At 62.6% G+C, this 15,714-nt stretch carries 17 protein-coding genes and 3 pseudogenes; 9 read left to right on the plus strand and 11 right to left on the minus strand.

What is annotated here, in order from left to right:
- Nucleotides 1–154: 154 nt before the first annotated feature.
- Genes ACFPOB_RS29855 through ACFPOB_RS29880 form a run of 6 tightly spaced genes read right to left on the minus strand, consistent with a single transcriptional unit; the run spans nt 155 to nt 1,989 of the window.
- Nucleotides 155–403 (minus strand): hypothetical protein, encoded by a 249-nt coding sequence (locus ACFPOB_RS29855; RefSeq protein ID WP_377801798.1) that lies wholly within the window; start codon nt 401–403, stop codon nt 155–157.
- Nucleotides 400–888 carry a TerB family tellurite resistance protein gene (locus ACFPOB_RS29860; protein WP_377801799.1) on the minus strand — a complete coding sequence of 163 codons (489 nt, stop codon included), beginning with the start codon at nt 886–888 and terminating at the stop codon, nt 400–402. Before ACFPOB_RS29860 ends, ACFPOB_RS29855 begins: the two co-directional genes overlap by 4 nt.
- A 3-nt stretch (nt 889–891) precedes the next feature.
- The gene (locus ACFPOB_RS29865; protein ID WP_377801800.1) at nt 892–1,203 is read right to left on the minus strand and encodes a hypothetical protein; all 312 of its coding nucleotides are present in this window, start codon (nt 1,201–1,203) and stop codon (nt 892–894) included.
- Nucleotides 1,203–1,427 (minus strand): hypothetical protein, encoded by a 225-nt coding sequence (locus ACFPOB_RS29870; protein ID WP_377801801.1) that lies wholly within the window; start codon nt 1,425–1,427, stop codon nt 1,203–1,205. The genes ACFPOB_RS29865 and ACFPOB_RS29870 overlap by 1 nt, the downstream gene beginning before the upstream one ends.
- Nucleotides 1,424–1,612, minus strand: coding sequence for a hypothetical protein (locus tag ACFPOB_RS29875; RefSeq protein ID WP_377801802.1), 189 nt, complete (start codon nt 1,610–1,612; stop codon nt 1,424–1,426). Before ACFPOB_RS29875 ends, ACFPOB_RS29870 begins: the two co-directional genes overlap by 4 nt.
- Nucleotides 1,612–1,989, minus strand: coding sequence for a DUF4112 domain-containing protein (locus ACFPOB_RS29880; protein WP_377801803.1), 378 nt, complete (start codon nt 1,987–1,989; stop codon nt 1,612–1,614). The genes ACFPOB_RS29875 and ACFPOB_RS29880 overlap by 1 nt, the downstream gene beginning before the upstream one ends.
- A 292-nt stretch (nt 1,990–2,281) precedes the next feature.
- Here ACFPOB_RS29880 and ACFPOB_RS29885 point away from each other — a divergent pair, with 292 nt between their 5' ends.
- The 3 genes from ACFPOB_RS29885 to ACFPOB_RS29895 are packed head-to-tail and all read left to right on the plus strand — an operon-like array spanning nt 2,282 to nt 5,177.
- The gene (locus ACFPOB_RS29885) at nt 2,282–3,292 is read left to right on the plus strand and encodes a TerC family protein (RefSeq protein ID WP_377801804.1); all 1,011 of its coding nucleotides are present in this window, start codon (nt 2,282–2,284) and stop codon (nt 3,290–3,292) included.
- The gene (locus ACFPOB_RS29890) at nt 3,282–4,109 is read left to right on the plus strand and encodes an exopolysaccharide biosynthesis protein (protein ID WP_377801805.1); all 828 of its coding nucleotides are present in this window, start codon (nt 3,282–3,284) and stop codon (nt 4,107–4,109) included. The genes ACFPOB_RS29885 and ACFPOB_RS29890 overlap by 11 nt, the downstream gene beginning before the upstream one ends.
- Nucleotides 4,110–4,118: 9 nt before the next feature.
- On the plus strand, nt 4,119–5,177 hold the full coding sequence (locus ACFPOB_RS29895; protein WP_377801806.1) for a S1C family serine protease: 1,059 nt from the start codon (nt 4,119–4,121) through the stop codon (nt 5,175–5,177).
- Between the two features lie 110 nt (nt 5,178–5,287).
- Here the strand turns inward: ACFPOB_RS29895 and ACFPOB_RS29900 are convergent, their stop codons facing one another.
- Nucleotides 5,288–7,678, minus strand: coding sequence for a YbcC family protein (locus ACFPOB_RS29900; RefSeq protein WP_377801807.1), 2,391 nt, complete (start codon nt 7,676–7,678; stop codon nt 5,288–5,290).
- Between the two features lie 28 nt (nt 7,679–7,706).
- Nucleotides 7,707–9,266 carry an NADH-quinone oxidoreductase subunit L gene (locus ACFPOB_RS29905; protein ID WP_377801808.1) on the minus strand — a complete coding sequence of 520 codons (1,560 nt, stop codon included), beginning with the start codon at nt 9,264–9,266 and terminating at the stop codon, nt 7,707–7,709.
- Here ACFPOB_RS29905 and ACFPOB_RS29910 point away from each other — a divergent pair.
- The gene (locus ACFPOB_RS29910) at nt 9,260–10,240 is read left to right on the plus strand and encodes a LysR family transcriptional regulator (RefSeq protein ID WP_377801809.1); all 981 of its coding nucleotides are present in this window, start codon (nt 9,260–9,262) and stop codon (nt 10,238–10,240) included. The two genes, ACFPOB_RS29905 and ACFPOB_RS29910, sit on opposite strands and share 7 nt — an antisense overlap.
- Nucleotides 10,241–10,271: 31 nt before the next feature.
- Here ACFPOB_RS29910 and ACFPOB_RS29915 read toward each other — a convergent pair whose 3' ends face one another.
- Both ACFPOB_RS29915 and ACFPOB_RS29920 read right to left on the minus strand, forming a co-directional pair.
- Nucleotides 10,272–10,403: a hypothetical protein gene (locus ACFPOB_RS29915; RefSeq protein ID WP_377801810.1), complete on the minus strand. Its 132-nt coding sequence runs from the start codon at nt 10,401–10,403 to the stop codon at nt 10,272–10,274.
- A gap of 453 nt (nt 10,404–10,856) precedes the next feature.
- Nucleotides 10,857–11,129, minus strand: a pseudogene (locus tag ACFPOB_RS29920) (IS3 family transposase); the annotation flags it as partial.
- 159 nt (nt 11,130–11,288) lie between these two features.
- Here ACFPOB_RS29920 and ACFPOB_RS29925 point away from each other — a divergent pair.
- The 3 genes from ACFPOB_RS29925 (at nt 11,289) to ACFPOB_RS29935 (ending at nt 12,618) form a co-directional block, all read left to right on the plus strand.
- Complete coding sequence (locus ACFPOB_RS29925; RefSeq protein ID WP_377801811.1) at nt 11,289–11,597, plus strand: hypothetical protein; 309 nt, start codon at nt 11,289–11,291, stop codon at nt 11,595–11,597.
- Between the two features lie 99 nt (nt 11,598–11,696).
- Nucleotides 11,697–12,083: a response regulator gene (locus tag ACFPOB_RS29930; RefSeq protein ID WP_377801812.1), complete on the plus strand. Its 387-nt coding sequence runs from the start codon at nt 11,697–11,699 to the stop codon at nt 12,081–12,083.
- 121 nt (nt 12,084–12,204) lie between these two features.
- Entirely contained in the window at nt 12,205–12,618 is a 414-nt protein-coding gene (locus ACFPOB_RS29935; RefSeq protein WP_377801813.1) for a Ros/MucR family transcriptional regulator, read from the plus strand.
- 677 nt (nt 12,619–13,295) lie between these two features.
- Here the strand turns inward: ACFPOB_RS29935 and ACFPOB_RS29940 are convergent.
- The gene (locus ACFPOB_RS29940; RefSeq protein WP_377801814.1) at nt 13,296–14,348 is read right to left on the minus strand and encodes an SIR2 family protein; all 1,053 of its coding nucleotides are present in this window, start codon (nt 14,346–14,348) and stop codon (nt 13,296–13,298) included.
- Between the two features lie 291 nt (nt 14,349–14,639).
- Here ACFPOB_RS29940 and ACFPOB_RS29945 point away from each other — a divergent pair.
- Nucleotides 14,640–15,291: pseudogene (locus ACFPOB_RS29945) on the plus strand (transposase); the annotation flags it as partial.
- Nucleotides 15,213–15,413, plus strand: a pseudogene (locus ACFPOB_RS29950) (transposase); the annotation flags it as partial. The pseudogenes ACFPOB_RS29945 and ACFPOB_RS29950, both read left to right, overlap by 79 nt.
- Nucleotides 15,414–15,714: the final 301 nt, after the last annotated feature.

Below are 15,714 nucleotides of genomic sequence, written 5' to 3' on the forward strand. Positions count from 1 at the left end.
TCCAAGAGGGAGAAAGTTTTTTGGCTTCGCCCATGAGCACTCCCATTTCACGGCTTTATTGATAAGCGTTGCGTGATCCCGGCCGCAGGCGCAAGCCGTTCGGCCATCTCCTTAGGTACGTCGGGAAGCTCGTCGTCGGCAACGACAAGGGCGCTCAAGTATCCGCCCAGGCCTGCAGCGCCATGCGCAGCGCCGCAACGGCCGCCGCAGCGGAAGCGACCAGCGCTGCCCGCGAGTTCAGGATCTGCGTACGGTTGAGCGCGGTGACGATGCGGTTAAGATCGCCGGCATCAAGTTCTTCGCGCCTACTGATGCGGCGCAGGCGCTGGCGGCTGGCGAGCCACCAGAACCAGGACGAGGCGAGAGCGCCGGAGCCGATCAGAACGTCGATCGCAAGGATCATCCTGCTCCCGGCCCTGCGTCTTTGCGTGCAGTGGAGGGGAAGGTGCCAGCCGATACTGGCTCCAGGCCGAGTTGGCGGCAAATTTTAACAAGCGCCGACTGCTCCTCGACGATGTAATGACCGTCGGCTTCGCCAAGCGCGCGACAGGTCTCGACAAGCGTGCGAGTAAAGCGAGCGCTCTTCTGCAGACGCGCAATTGTGGCCAGAGCGGCAGTTTCGCCGACGGTAAAGTCGATTTCGAAGCGGGCCGTCGCATGGTCGAACTCGACAAGCAACTCCTCGCGTGACTGCTCGTCGATCAACCCGAAGCGCGACAGCGAGGCTGCCATGCTATCATGCTCGGATTGCTTCACGACACCGTCGGCATAGGCGATGAGCGCGCAGGCGGCGGCGATCGTCTCGATCTGCAAGCTCGCGTCCTCGTCGTGCCAGTGCTTGAGTTCGCGGCGCAGGTCTGCGCCAGCGCGTATCCGGTCGATCGGCATCGATCATCTCCTCCATTTCGTGATGTCTGCTAGTTGCGATTTCCGGCCAGCGAGGAAGCGGCTGGCGAGCCCGGCCGCTGCGAGAATCAGGATTGAGCCGAAGGCCCAGACGATCAGAACGACGATCTCGCTGGTATTGCCGAGACCGCGCATGCTCCATGACAGCCATTCGACGACCTCGGGAACCGATGAAACCTGATCGGCATTCGCCGACGCCCAGTCGCTGGTCCAGTCTAGCAAAGCATGCCCGGCCCAGGCGACAAGACTCCAGAGAGCGACGGCGACGGTTGCGAAGATCCATATAGCGAGCCGCATCAGCTGATCCTCTTGGTAAGCGAAGTCGGCCCCGTGCTCTGCGTCGATGACGGTTGGAGGACATTGATGTTGCGCATGGCGACTTCACTCGTCCGCTTGAGGGTACGGGAAAGCTTGCGGGCGGCGAACGCGATACCAAAGCCTAGGCACACGACGAAAGCGGCGAAGGTGGTGACAGCGAGGTAATACGGCAGCGCGCCGAGGGAGATTTGATCGATCGTCATGACCGTTCGTCCTTACGAGGCTGCGGCGATACCGCCAGAATTGTGCGCAGGCGGCGCTGATGACGTCGCAGCGCATCGGAACGCGCAGGCGATGTCGCCGGCACCCGCACCAAATTGGCGGAACTCGCAGGCATCGGCGACAGTAAAGCGCCGAGTTTGCCGAGCTGGGCGAGGAACGCAGTCATCACGCCGTCCTCCGTTGGAGATGGGCGCGCAACAGGGCGATGTTGCGCTGGTTGGCGCGGTAGAAGGCATCGCCGAACCAACCGACGACCGGCACCGCGCTGATCGCGAAGTCTACCGCGACGTTGCCGGCCATGCGCAGCAGGGTGCTAGTTGGAACGCCATGACGGCGCGCTTCCACGATCAGGTAAGAGGCCAGCCCCTTGGCGACGAACGTGCCGACGCCGGGGACGAGGTTGAGAAGCGCATCAGCTCCGACACGGACATTGGTGCCAGGCACGCGCACGGCCGAATCGAGCAAGCGCGCCAGCGCATCGAGTCTGGCGAGCGTCTCCTGCCGAGAGGTGGGTGAGGGTATATCGAAAGCAAGCGTCGTCATGACGGCCTCCCAAGATCAGAGCGCGGAGGGCGCTCGTCAGGTGGAAAAGTCCGACATCGCAGTCGTGAACTGCCAGAGGGGCCCGGACCCGGGTTCCGACTGGACATCGGGATGGAATCGCCATGCTTCAAGAGCAGGTCGGCCTGAATATTTTTGCATGAAAGGACTTGACGCCTCGCGACCGGAAGCCCATGTCCCGCACACCCGCTGATCCGGGCCCCTCTGGCGAGCGCAGCTGGCGTGTTCGCGATGTCGGATCGATTTCCGATATTGCGCCGGCCGTGGTGATCACATGGATCTCGCCTTCTTCGCCGCAGAATGGCTGGGCAAGCCGCTCTGGATGTGGCTTGCCTTCGTCGGCATCGTCATCGCTCTCCTGACCTTCGATCTCGGCGTTCTCCACAAGGAAAACCGGCCGATCGAAGTGCGCGAGAGCCTCGTGCTATCCGCTCTCTATATCGGCCTCGGTCTCGCCTTTGGCGGTTGGGTCTGGTGGTATCTTGGACCTGAGCCGGGCATGAACTATCTCACCGGGTTCGTCGTCGAGAAGACGCTGGCCCTCGACAACGTCTTCGTCATCGCGCTGATCTTCTCTTTCTTTGCAGTGCCCGCGCAGTATCAGCACCGCGTGCTGTTCTGGGGCATCCTCGGCGTCATCGTCTTGCGCGCCATCATGATTGGACTTGGCGCCACGCTCGTTGCTCAGTTCGGTTGGGTGCTCTATATCTTCGCCGCTTTCCTGATACTGACCGGCATCAAGATGCTTGTCATCGGCGATAAGCCGCCGCAGATCGCCGATAATCCGCTCATCGGCTTCCTACGCCGGCGATTCAACGTTACCGAAGAGCATGATGGCGAGCGCTTCTTCGTGCGCCGACCCAGCCCTGAGACCGGCAAGCTCACCTGGTTCATGACGCCGCTGTTCATGGCGCTCATCCTGATCGAGATCGCCGACCTCATCTTCGCAGTCGACTCGGTGCCGGCGATCTTCGCCATCACCACCGACCCGTTCATCGTCTACACCTCGAACATCTTCGCGATCCTCGGACTGCGCGCGCTCTACTTCGCGCTCGCCGCGGTGATCGAGCGCTTCCGTTACCTCAAGCCCGCGCTCGCGGTCGTGCTGATCTTCATCGGCTCGAAGATCTTCGTCGCCGATCTCCTCGGCTGGGAGAAGTTCCCGCCCGCGCTTTCGCTTGGCGTCACCTTCGCGATCCTCGCTGCGGGCGTAATCTGGAGCCTGGTCAAGACGCGGGCGCCGGCGTCCTCCGCGCTCGCCGGCGAGGGTACCGATGCGCGATGACGATCGGCTTGCCAATGCGCGAGCCCGGTATGCTGAGGCTGATAAGGTGACAACGGCAAGAAGGCTAAGGCTGGGCGCCAATCAACGCTGGGCGACCTGGCTGAGCCAGTTCCGGCTCAACCAAGCTCTGCGGGCCCGCGCTGCGGCCAAAGCAGAGCTGCGAGGCGCCCGCAGCGCGGCTCGGGTGCGGCCCAATCCACGCCAGTTGTCGGCGGGGGTGGCGTCACAGCGCCTTTCAAGACTGGCTCATACGATTGCCGAGCAGGAGCGCGTCTCGATCGGGACGGTGATCTGTCGTCTGGGACCGTCGAGCCTCGGATTGGTCCTGCTGATCTTGACGATCCCCGCGATTATTCCAATCCCCGGCCCGGTCGGGATGGTCCTGGGCTCGTGCCTTGCGCTGGTCGCCTTGCAGGTCATCGCGGGCTCCAGGCGTGTCTGGCTACCACGCTGGCTGCGCGAGCGCGGCATGCCGACGCGGTTTGTCACAGCTGCGATCATCAAAACAGTGCCCTGGCTTGAACGCTTCGAGCGAAGGCTCTCGCCACGGCGTTGGATGGTGCTGAGCGGGCGGCTCGCTCGCCCCTTCCTCGGGCTCGCTATCCTGGCCATGGCCGCGATCATCACGCTGCCGATCCCGTTCGGCAATGTACTGCCCGTGATCGCGCTGGCGATGTTGGCGCTCGCCTTACTCGAACGTGACGGGGTCGCGGTGCTCTGGGCCCTTGCAATGTCGCTCGCAGCCGTCGTCTGGACGATCGTACTGGTCTTGTTTGGCGCCCGGATCTTCGAGGCGAAGTGGTCCTTGTTCACCTGAGGAACCTGCATGAAGCGCGTCATGCTTGGCATCGCCATCTTCGCCGGTCTTACAGCCGTCGCGATCGGTCTGCTTCCGAGTACCCCAATCAGCACGGCGCCCGTGGCAAGCGGGTCAATTGCGGCAGTCGAGGCCGAGACGATCGCTCTGTTCCGCCGCAGCGCACCGGCGGTCGTGCACGTGTTCGCTCAGGGACAGTCGCTCACTTACGTGGAACAGGCGCAATCGCAGCAGACCGGAAGCGGCTTCCTTTGGGACACGGCAGGCCACATCGTCACGAACGAGCATGTCGTGCGCGGAGCAGACGTGGTCAGGGTTAGGCTTGCGGATGGCCGTTTGCGCGAGGGCAGGGTGGTCGGCCGAGCTGGGCAAGTGGATCTTGCCGTGATCAAGATCAATGGCGGCGACTTGCCCGCGCCGCTTCCGGTGGGGACTTCGGCAAGCCTTGCCGTCGGGCAGTTCGTCATGGCGATCGGCAACCCGTTCGGTCTCGACCAAACCCTGACCACCGGCGTCGTCTCTGCGCTGAAGCGTCGCCTGCCGACGGAAAGCGGGCGCGAGATCGCCGACATGATCCAAACCGATGCCGCGATCAACCCTGGCAACTCCGGCGGCCCGCTCATCGACGGTGCCGGCCAGCTCATCGGCGTAGCAACCGCGATCTACTCGCCGTCAGGCGCCTCCGCCGGTATCGGATTTGCCGTCCCCGTCGACACCGTTAGACGCGTCGTCCCGATGCTCATTGCGGACGGACGGATCCCGACGCCTGCGATCGGCGTCGTCGTTGCGCCCGAGGCGACGGCTGCGAGACACGGCATCGATGGGTTGATCGTGTCCTCCGTCCTGCCAAATTCCCCGGCCCAGCGCGCCGGCATCCGGGGCATCGATAGGGTCGAAGGCCTTCTCGGCGACGTCATCGTTTCCATTGACGGCAAGCCTGTCCGGCGGCTTGCCGAACTCACGGAGGCCCTGGAAGCCGCTGGCGTCGGAAAAATCGTCGCTATCGGCATCCTGCGCAGGGAGAACACCATCTCGCTTCGGGTTCGCACCGTCGACGGTGGGTCGTAAGCACCGGTCACTCCGACTCTTCGACGTGTCAGTGCGCGCACGAGGAGGCGAGGCGAACCGCGCCGCCCCGAGTTAGCAGATGGCTTAGGTCTGGATCGAGAGATCGACCGTCAAGCCGCTATCGCGGGAGTTCCGGCAAAGTAGGCTCCTGTCTCGGTCCAAAGGCCGTTTCCGCGATAGCGATGCGAGACGAATCCATGCTCGCTGACCACATAAAGCGATAGCCAGCCGTTGTCGAAAAGCGCCCCGACCTCGGGGTGTCGTTCCAGGATCGAAGCGACGGCCTCGCGCGGCGCTTCGACGATCACTGTCAGCCGCAGCGGTTCGTGGACCAGCGCCTTGCCGTCATGCACGGATTGCCACGGCAATCCGCCGCGCAGTGGTCCGCCCTGGCCTTCCAGGACGCCAACGCCGCCTACGACGTTGTGGATCAGTTTGTCGCCTGCGCCGAAGGCTCGCGGCGACACAACCGATCCATAGTATTGCAGGTTAATCCAGCTGGCGACCACGACCGGGGCTGTCAGGATCAGTTCCAAGGTCGCGAACTGTTCGTCACGGGTCCATTCGTAGCTGTGCAGAAAAACTTGGCCGCCGAGGTCGAGATGACGCGTCCGCTGGCGCGAAGCGGCGACGAAGGCGCGACAGCCGGCAAGGCCCCATTCTGGCCGAACCTGCGCCCAATCGGCCGCCCGCGTTAGGACAGATTCCGAAGATGTCGCGCCCGGCAGCAGTGGCGCACGGGCCACTCGCGCCAAAGCTGCCGCTTCTCCCAGGGTTTTCCGTAGGGTCTCTAGCCCCTCCGCCTTGCCGCGGGCACCGTCGTATTCATCGAATAGCGTGACCTCGTCGCTCACCGTGTCGTGCAACGCGCCGACGAAGCGCGTCGTTTGCGGGATTTCGATGCCCATCTCGCTCACGCGAGCCCGCACCTTCGAGTCGTTGAGCAGCGCGGCGACAAGCCGCGCGTTAACGTCGCCCGCATAACCGCCGCAGGCCCCGCATTGCAGCGATCCTGCGTGGGCGTTGTTGACGACCGAGGCACCATGACCCACGAGCAACACGATCGGCGCGAAATCGTCCGTCAGTGACATAGCGCGCAGGATTGAGATGGCCGCAGCGGCTTTCTCGTCCAAAGAGAGCGCTGTAGACAGCGTTGGAGCAGGTTCCGGATGGGCCGGCCGGTGCTGGCGGGAAAAAGCGTCCTTAACCAGCTTGGCGACGTAAGTAGGGCCACTTGCCTCGACAAAGGCGAACGACGAGACCGCCGCCAGCTTGAAGCGGCCCCAGGCCCGCCGCGTCCGCGATGCTATGCGGTGCTTCTCTTCGGAGGCGGGCCCGTCGCATACGAAGGACGAGAGCGCCGGCTTGAGCAGTACCGGCAGGCGGGCTTCGGTGACGCTCGACCCGAAGCGGCGATGCGCGAGGCCAAGCCCAAAGAAGCCGGCGAAGCCGAGCGTCTCGATCGACGGGTCCAAAGTTTCCAGCACGCGGCGATAGCGCTCGGACCGCACGTCGATGCAGAACACCGCCTGTACGGAAGGTAGGCCGCCAGTGATGCTGCCGCCCTGTATCTGCCTGAGAAGCCTGCGCTGTGAAGCGCGGTCGAAGGCGTCCTGCAGGACGCAGTCGACGATCGTGTCGCGGCTCGGTGTCGTTGGTGCGGCGTAAGCCGTACGAGTCTGCTCCCACGCGGTCCCTATGGGCTTGGCGAAGGCCGCGAGGACGCCAGCCTCGCAGGTGAGGGCGATTGCGAGAAGATCGACGACCGTCACGTCTTTCGCTCCGTCGAGCTCGGCCTGCCACTGGCGGTAGCGGGCAAGCTGCGCCCATCCGCCGAGATCGTATAGACGACCGAGGAAGTAAGTTTCCGCTTCGGCCGACCCGATGCCAAGGGCATGGCAGGCGTAGCGGATGGCCTCATGCGCCGAACCAGGAGAGCGCGCCACGTGCGCGCCGAAGCCGGTCAGGCCAGCGATCTCGGGCGACAGGTCTCGGCTCGCAAAACTGCGCCAGGAGGCGAAAGCGCCAGCGGCAGTCGAAGCGGGCCACATCGCCTGTCCTTCGTCGAAGAAGCCTCCGGCCCAAGCACCGACCCGATCGGAAATCAGCGCCGGCCAGTCGATCCCGGTCGCTGCGGCGGCAAGCTGCGCCACACATGGTAATGAGCTTATTGGATCGCAGCTATGCGTGAGCGCCGAGATCACCTCTGAAGCTGAAAGATCTTGCGGTGCCTCGGTGGAGTAAGCCAACGCCGTGGCCACGTCGGCCGGCAAGATCTCGCCAGCCAGGAATTTCGCATGATAGAACGCGCGTTGCATCGTCAGCTGGATGCCGGCGGCGCGGCCGAGCCGGGTGGCGGCCGTCGCCATGCTCTCATGCGCGTGGCCGAGATAGGGGTTGACCGCCACGGAGGCCGCAAGCGGCCATAGCGGCGCGATCAGGCGTGTCGTCCGATCGGCAACAACGAGAAGGTCACAGATATCCGGATTTTTGGCGTGCATCGGGAACTCCATCGGGTAGCGGTCAGGTTCAGGCGGCAGACTTCGACCTGTAGCGGCCGACGATGCGATCGAAGATCGCGTTGACGTAGAAGCCGTTGGCGAGGTGGACGCGCAGCCCCGCTACAGCAGGATGGCCGCACCAGAGCGGAAACAGCGCTTGAGCGAAGGCGATGAGCGCGAAGGAGGAGACGGCGAGCACGATCATGACCCAGTCGAGCGTGCTCGGCGGAGGCGCTACCGGCAGCGTCCCACCGGTCAACCAAACCGCGCCGAGTTGGAGCAGAAAATACGAAGCCGAGGCGACGAGCGCGATCGCCGAAGTCCGAACGGTCAGGGCCCGCGGTGCACTGTCGGCGAGCCCCTGCGCGATCAGATAAGCGACGCCGAGGATCAGGATTGCGCCAAGTGCGATCGCCTGAGGCGACTTGCCGGCGAAGCCGACGATCAACCCTAGGAGGGTGTAGATCGCAATTGCGATGGCGAAGGCCTGCGTGACCGCCCGGATCCCCGGTATCGCTACCGGTCCGGGTCTTGCAATCGTAGCGATACGCTCGACGGCGCCGTTGGCCGTGAGGAAGGCATGAGCCTTGTAAAGCGAATGGGCGACGATGTGCAGTAGCGCGAGTGGAAAGAGCGCAAGACCGCATTGCAGCATCATGAAGCCCATCTGCGCTACGGTAGACCAGGCCAGCGAGTTTTTGACCGCCGACTGGGTCAGCATGACCGCGCCGGCGAAGAGAGCCGTGAACCCGCCGACCATGACCAACGTCGCGAGCGCGCCCGGTGTCGTCATCAGCACGTCGGCAAAGCGGACGAGCAGGAAGCCGCCAGCGTTGACTACGCCGGCATGGAGCACGGCGGAGACCGGCGTCGGCGTTTCCATGACTTCGACAAGCCAGCCATGGCTTGGAAACTGCGCGGATTTGAGTAGCGCCGCGAGCACCAGGAAGGCCGCGGCCCAATGGGTCGGTGCAGGCGCGGGGACCGAACGCGCGCGTTCGATGATCGTCGCAATGTCGGCGCTGCCATAGGCTTGCGCCATCAAGAGGGCGGCAGCGATAAGGCTTGCATCCCCCATCCGCGCGACGATGAACTTCTTGTATGCTGCAGCCCGGGCAGCGGGCCTTTTCGGATAGAAGAGCAGGAGTCGGTGCAGGGCGAGGCTTGTCGCGATCCAGGCGGCCACCATTAACCACAGATTGCCGGCGACCACCATGGTGAGCACGCTCGCGAGCGTCGCGGCGAGCCAACCGCAGAACTGCGCCTGGCCAGGCTCGCCGACGAGGTAGGTCCGCGAGAAGCGCACCACTACCCAGCCGATGAAAGCGATCAGCACCGCCATGGTGACGCTGACGACATCGAGCCTGGCCGAGAGACCGATGCCTTGCCAGGTGAGGAGGTCCAGCGTCGTCGGCCCCCGCAGCCCAAGCACGATCATGCCGGCCACTGCGGCGGCGAAGGCGATCGCGGCGGCGATCTCGACTAAGCCCGCCCCGGCGGCTGGTCGGTGCCTCTGTGCGGTCAGAACGATCGCTGCCGCCGCCGACAAGGCAACGGGCGACAGGATGAGGGCATCGTTAGGTGTCATGCTCAGGCTCCGCAGCGAATGGGCCAAGCCGCGATAGCATCAGGTCACCATGTTATGAATTTCATTGTTTGAACGATTTTATTCGCTATTATCGAACAATGGAGTTTAACTACAACCATCTCCGCTACTTCCGCACGGTCGCGCGCGAAGGCCATCTCGGTAGGGCCGCGCAGAAGTTGAGCCTGACGCAATCGGCTCTGTCAGTGCAGGTGAGACGGTTGGAAGAACGGCTCGGCCATAAGCTCTTCGAGCGCGCCGGGCGGCGTCTTCACCTCACCGAAGCCGGGCAGATCGCGCTCGACCATGCAGAAATCATCTTCGCAGCCGGCGAGGATATGGTCAGCACGTTACGCGAGAGCGGTCGCGATCGTGCGATCCTGCGGGTCGGCGCGCAGGCGACACTCTCGCGTAATTTTCAGCTCTCGTTTTTGCAGCCGCTACTTGGCCGCCAGGACGTCGAAATCGTATTGCGTTCGGGCGCGCCGACCGATCTCATTCGCGCCCTCTCAACCCATCTGCTCGACGTCGTTCTGACCAACCAGCCCCCGGGTGGAGACGGAGACCGTACTCTGCTGGTCCACAAGCTCGCCGAGCAGCCGGTCAGCCTAGTCGGCCTCCCCAGGCTGATCGGCGCGGGCGGAAAATTCGACGAGCTTCTCGCCCGCTTGCCAGTCGTGCTGCCGATCCTCGGCTCTGGCCTGCGTGACGATCTCGACGCGCTTTTCGACCGGCTGAGCATCAAGCCGCAGGTCGCAGCCGAGGTCGAGGACATGGCGATGATGCGGTTGCTCGTCAGGGAGGGTTTAGGCCTCGCCTGTTTGCCACCAATCGTCATCCGAGACGAACTCGCGCAAGAGCTCCTAATCGAGATCGCTGTGCTTCCCGCGGTGCACGAGCGCTTTTATGCCGTAACACTCGACCGGCGCTTCAAGAACCCTCTGGTCTCCTCGCTGATCTCGGGTGAAGCAGTTTGAGAGAACAGCCTCGCCTGCCGAATGGTAAGCGCTACTTCAACCCCGGCAGCATCCGGCGCAACACGCCGTCCTCGCGGACAAAATAGTGGAACAGCGCAGCGCCGATTTGCGCGCAGATCAGCAACCCGAACAGGATCGCGAGCCGGCCATGGACCGCGAGCACGCGCTTGGCGTTTCTTCGTTCGGCATCGCCGGGGCCGGCAGGTCGAACAGGTTGAACACAGTCGCGACGGAAACAGCGAGACGCCGATCCAGCCGAGCACCGGCACGATCAGCAGCAGGCCATGGAGAGCGCCCAGTGGACGAGGTGGGAGGCCTCCTTCTGCCACCATTCCAGCGTCGGCTCGTCAGGCGGCGCACCGTGCACCAGCCGGTAGATCAGCCAGCTGGCGCTGAGCCAGAGCACAAGGAAGCCGATGAGCTTGTGCGAGGAATAGAGCGCGTCAGTCAGCCCGTCCCAGATAGTATCGCCCCGATAGGTCATGGCGAGCCCGAGCGGAATCATCACGAAGACGGCCGCCAATTCCTTTAGTTCCTCCAAAGATGCAGTTGTCATGGTTGAGCATACCAGCTCACTTTTGGTCCATACGCGCGCCTGCATTGCCAGGCCCGGATAATGAGTCCTCCGGCTGTTATAGCAGTCGAGATAGCGGCCGATAGAGACGCGTGCCTCCGATACGCTGGCACAGGCGCGCAAGTAGACCTGCCCGTATTTCACTGGCTTCCAGAGGCGCTCGACAAGGACGTGGTTGCGTCTAGCGCCCTTGCCGTCCATGCTGATCAGGATGTCGTCTGCGATCAGCAGGCTGGTAAACTCGCGGCTCGTGAAATGCGAGCGCTGGTCGGTTTCGAAGATCTCCGGCTTAACGAAGCGGGCCATAGCGTCCTCGCTTTTTAAAGTCGTTCTCTTGTCAGTTCTTCAAGACAGCATGCGCGAGAAAAATCGAGACGGAAGCTCGCTGCCGCTCAACGTCTATGTCGAGCGTGATCCGCGAAATCGTCATCGCTCAGGCGCGGCGGAGCAGGCCGATAATAAGCAGGCGGCGTGATGATCGAGAGCGCAGACGAACTCCCACTCGCCCGCTTCCGGCAATCCGACGCGGCTGAACCGCTTGCGCCGCCGTTACCCTACGGCAAGTTTCTCGTGGGCTCAGTCCAGGTGGCCCAGCAGCTCGAGAACGTCGCAACGCAGATGAAAACGCTGCTCATGCACGCGCCGGAGCCAGACCTCCAAGGCGCCGATGCCCTTCACACCTCGGTTGTCACTTCCATTGCCTACAGCCCCATTGGCTCCCGCAAGCAGCAGCGTCGACCGCGTACAAATTCAGAGCCGCCGAAAAATTTCTATTGGGCGTGATCTCCGGGCTGACGATCTCCGTATCACCTCCTCATAACCATCGAAAGATTGGACGGGTAGCGTACTGCTCGCCAGCAGGGTTTTCTCGGGGAGGGAGCTTTGGAACGGCCTCTTGTCTTAGTCGCTGAGGATCAGCCCTTGATTTTGCTGGAAGTCGAGGAGGTGCTAGTCGGCGCCGGCTTCGAGGTAGAGACGGCCGCCGACGGCCAGTCAGCGATGTCAGCGATTGCTCGGCATCATAGCCAGTTGCGTGGCCTCGTCACCGACGTACGGCTTGGCCAAGGGCCGAACGGGTGGGATGTAGCGCGACATGCGCGGGAGCTGACTCCAATGGTGGCTGTGGTCTACATGACAGGCGACAGTGACTACGAATGGGTGGCCTATGGCGTGCCGAACAGCCAGTTGATTCATAAGCCTTTCGCGCACGCCCAGCTCATCACTGCGCTAACCAGCTTGTTAAACCAAGCAGAAAACACTGAGGGCTGAGCCGATCAGAATTCTGACAGAAAATAAAATGTTGTCAGCTAAAATATACCAGCCAGCCTACCGTAATGTCCTCGTAATCCCTCGATTCTAGTAGAGGTGTAAAATGCCTGCTAGAGATAAAATGGTAGATCATTTCGCTCGTATCGTCGTTGCTTTTGTGTCTCATAACAGCGTTACTCCGGCTTCGCTTCCATCTCTTATCCAAGATGCGCACTCTGCTCTGCGAAATCTCCGAACAGGCGCTCAGACGCCTGCTTCTGAGGACGCGCACGTTCCGGCCGTGGCGATTAAAAAGTCCATTCATCCTGACTTTCTGATTTGCCTGGAGGATGGTAAGCCGCGTAAATTATTGAAGCGGTATCTGCGCACTGTCCACAACCTGACGCCTGATGCATATCGGGCGAAGTGGGGACTCCCAGCTGATTATCCGATGGTGGCGCCCGCATACGCCGAAATGCGCTCGCAAATGGCCAAGGAAAACGGTCTGGGCAATTTCAGGGACCCTGCCGCGAAACGTCGGCGGCGCAGGATTTGAGCTGCCACTTGGCCGACAGGCGCCGCCAGCGCGAACCAAGAATGCAAAGAGGTGCCTCTCGCCGCCTCGCGGTATCTGGCCAGCGAGCCGTGCAGGCGATAGGCGTAGCGCTAGTAGCCAGCACCGCACAATGAACTTGCGGCGACCAGCCGAGTCAGCTTCAAAGGCAAAAAAGGCGTATTGATACTGTTTCATGGGCCTGGTGCAGTCGGGAGATCTCAGATCCCTTCGACGCCTTACTGCCGTTTGATGCAGGCAAACTAATCGTGCTGCAGCAATGGTGATGGGGTTGGCGCCGTCGACGACGAAGCAAGTGCGGTCAATTTGCGGGAAGCTGTCGGCGCCACGCTTGAACGTGTTCACCTTGGTGCCGTCGACCGTACGGTACGTCCCGATCAGGACCGCTTGCAGCAGGTCCGTGGGAACGATCGACAGCAGGGCCTCGCCCTCCTGTAACTCCTCGGGCGAAGGAAGCTCCTCGCGGATACTGCGGTTCACCCGCTCCGTCATGGCGATCAGAAACTCACGCTCCGTACTCCCCTGAATCGCGATTAGTTGCCCGATCCCGATCCGGGTGAGCAACACCGAGTTCGTCACGTCCACGGCGACCCGGCTCGTGTCCACTGACGCCACACGACCGATCTTATCTGCTGCGGATAATTGGAGTGCCGGTTCGGTCATGGCTCGAGCACCTCAGAAATGAAGGTTCCGAGATCCCACAGGTTCTTGTCCGGGATCTCGTGCAGTGTTCGGTTCCAGAATACACGCGAGCCCTCGGTGCTCCCGACGATGGCGCGCTCGATGGCGATGACGTTCCCATGTTCCCGCGCCAGGGCGATCGCATTTTCAGAGAGTTCGAACGTCAGAAGAAGCGTCGACGTGCCCGATGCGATCCGCGGCGTGAGGTGCGTCTCAAGGTGATCATCGTTAAAGCCGTAGCCGATGATCAGAAAACGGGTCGCCCTGTCGATAGCCCCGTTCGCACGCTCACGGTGACGGTCGAACGGGCTTTCGTAGCCGTTGCGGAACTTGTTTAGTCCCGGCGTGATGATAAGCCGCGGAATATCCAGGTCACCGGCATATCGAACCGGCTTGCCCGCGCGATGATACCAATCGAGACTACCGTGCGGCTTCAGGATGACGGCTCGATCCTGATAGCGGGTTCGCACGATCTTCCCTTGCAGGCTCACCTCACGGCAAAAGCTCATGCTGCTCTCGGTCTCGTTCAGCGCCCCGGCGAATCCTCCGACAAACAAGGTATCGGCGCCCAATCCCGCTTCCTCCGCCGCGATCTCGACCAGCCTGTCGTAGTTCGTCGTAACGACTGGTATCCCGGTCGACGGCTTCAGGAGGTGTTTCAGCAGCCGGGTAAACCGAAGCGTTCGCTTGCCTGTGAACACATCGGCAACCACGCGGCGCTCAGCAGCTGCGATGAAGCTTGCCGAAGACCCCACGATGGCGGACTCTAGCGTGGAGGAAGGCGGCTTCTTTAGGAGCGCGGCTTCGAGGCCGACAGCCGTGATCTCGGCCGCGAGCTCATCCCAAAGCGCAGCATCGGCTCCAGAAACGAGTTTCGGAATCTCCGCGCTCAAATGGGTCGCCAGGGCTCCCATTCCGGGCAAGCCTTCTGCGCAGGAGAGCCCGGAGCCGACGATAGTGACCAGCCCGTCGCCGAACTGGCGTTGAAGCTCGGTCAGGAATGCATCGTAGTCGAGCGCAGCAGGCATCATGAGGCGGTTCGATCGCCTCTACGGCAGGCAAGTACATGATTTTCAGAGTTCTTCGCCACATCGCCCCCAGCGGCGACAACTCTAAGCTGCAAATTGAGCCCTGTGGAGGGGGCCGTGCGGGCTGCCCACAGGCCGGGTCTCCAAACCGGGCAGGCCGAGTTCGCCCCGCCAGTTAGACAGCCTAAAAGCGGACGCTCCCAGAGTCTGAAATGGGCCGATACCGTTGAAAAAGTCGTCCTTGCTGCGGTTATGAAGTCCTGATTCAGTCTTCCCTGGTCGGAGGGCGGCGCGATGATGGGCGAACGGCGGGTGGCGCAGGAGGCGCTGTTCTACGAGTTCAGCCTGGAGCGCCACGTCCCGGCCGACCATTGGGTGCGAGCCATCGATCGGTTCGTCGATCTCTCGGAGATCCGCGCGCATCTTCGTCCGTTCTACAGCGAGATCGGCCGGCCTTCGGTCGATCCGGAGCTGATGATCCGGATGCTGCTGATCGGCTACTGCTTCGGCATCCGCTCCGAGCGCCGCCTGTGCGAGGAGGTTCATCTCAACCTCGCCTATCGCTGGTTCTGTCGGCTCGGGCTCGAGGGCAACGTGCCTGATCACTCGACGTTCTCGAAGAACCGGCATGGCCGCTTCCGCGAGAGCGATCTCCTGCGCGAGCTGTTCGAGACGACCGTCCGGCGCTGCATCGCGGAGGGGCTCGTCGGCGGCGAAGGCTTCGCTGTCGATGCCAGCCTGATCAAGGCCGACGCCAACAAGCAACGCGCGGCGAGCCAGCGAACCGGTCGACTGGGACGATCTCGCCCGGACGCGTCGCTCGGTCCGGGAGTATCTCGACACGCTGGACGAGGCCGCCTGGGGCGCATCCAGCCTTGCATCCCAGGCCGCAGGTCGCGCAACGAGCCCGTCCGGTACGATAAGCGCCGCTATCGGCGCCGCAGCCGCATCGAGATCATGTTCGGCCGCCTCAAAGACTGGCGCCGCGTCGCCACCCGCTACGGTCGCTGCCCTACGGCCTTCTTCTCCGCCATCGCCCTCGCTGCCACCGTCATCTTCTGGCTGTGATCAACGAGTCCTGACTCTAGTGGCGGACATGGCGACCCTTGCGGCAAATCCCGCAAAGGTCGGATCATGGCTATAGATAACAAGTCAGATCATGCCGGCGTATAGTAATCGGCGCTTCTATCGTAGGAATGGTATGCTCTGTTTTAGCAATATCGGCGCCGAATATTCTATACGAGCTAATTTCCGTGCCTGGACGGCCCTTCCTCAGAGTCCGTCCCGGAACTCATGACGCTCGCGCGATGCGGCGGATAAGAACCATGGCGGCGGCTGCGTAGAGGAAGGCCGTCGCGGAGGCGATGGT

It is taken from the genome of Allobosea eneae (assembly GCF_042657265.1).
In the GTDB taxonomy this organism is placed as follows: domain Bacteria; phylum Pseudomonadota; class Alphaproteobacteria; order Rhizobiales; family Beijerinckiaceae; genus Allobosea; species Allobosea eneae.

What these genes read in the sequence shown, in the direction of transcription:
- ACFPOB_RS29865 (WP_377801800.1), bottom strand. Translation starts at nt 1,203, where the DNA reads ATGCGGCTCGCTATATGGATCTTCGCAACCGTCGCCGTCGCTCTCTGG.
- ACFPOB_RS29935 (WP_377801813.1), top strand. Translation starts at nt 12,205, where the DNA reads ATGGTAGATCATTTCGCTCGTATCGTCGTTGCTTTTGTGTCTCATAAC.
- ACFPOB_RS29885 (WP_377801804.1), top strand. Translation starts at nt 2,282, where the DNA reads ATGGATCTCGCCTTCTTCGCCGCAGAATGGCTGGGCAAGCCGCTCTGG.
- ACFPOB_RS29925 (WP_377801811.1), top strand. Translation starts at nt 11,289, where the DNA reads ATGATCGAGAGCGCAGACGAACTCCCACTCGCCCGCTTCCGGCAATCC.
- ACFPOB_RS29860 (WP_377801799.1), bottom strand. Translation starts at nt 888, where the DNA reads ATGCCGATCGACCGGATACGCGCTGGCGCAGACCTGCGCCGCGAACTC.
- ACFPOB_RS29895 (WP_377801806.1), top strand. Translation starts at nt 4,119, where the DNA reads ATGAAGCGCGTCATGCTTGGCATCGCCATCTTCGCCGGTCTTACAGCC.
- ACFPOB_RS29940 (WP_377801814.1), bottom strand. Translation starts at nt 14,348, where the DNA reads ATGATGCCTGCTGCGCTCGACTACGATGCATTCCTGACCGAGCTTCAA.
- ACFPOB_RS29880 (WP_377801803.1), bottom strand. Translation starts at nt 1,989, where the DNA reads ATGACGACGCTTGCTTTCGATATACCCTCACCCACCTCTCGGCAGGAG.
- ACFPOB_RS29890 (WP_377801805.1), top strand. Translation starts at nt 3,282, where the DNA reads ATGCGCGATGACGATCGGCTTGCCAATGCGCGAGCCCGGTATGCTGAG.
- ACFPOB_RS29900 (WP_377801807.1), bottom strand. Translation starts at nt 7,678, where the DNA reads ATGCACGCCAAAAATCCGGATATCTGTGACCTTCTCGTTGTTGCCGAT.
- ACFPOB_RS29870 (WP_377801801.1), bottom strand. Translation starts at nt 1,427, where the DNA reads ATGACGATCGATCAAATCTCCCTCGGCGCGCTGCCGTATTACCTCGCT.
- ACFPOB_RS29855 (WP_377801798.1), bottom strand. Translation starts at nt 403, where the DNA reads ATGATCCTTGCGATCGACGTTCTGATCGGCTCCGGCGCTCTCGCCTCG.
- ACFPOB_RS29905 (WP_377801808.1), bottom strand. Translation starts at nt 9,266, where the DNA reads ATGACACCTAACGATGCCCTCATCCTGTCGCCCGTTGCCTTGTCGGCG.
- ACFPOB_RS29875 (WP_377801802.1), bottom strand. Translation starts at nt 1,612, where the DNA reads ATGACTGCGTTCCTCGCCCAGCTCGGCAAACTCGGCGCTTTACTGTCG.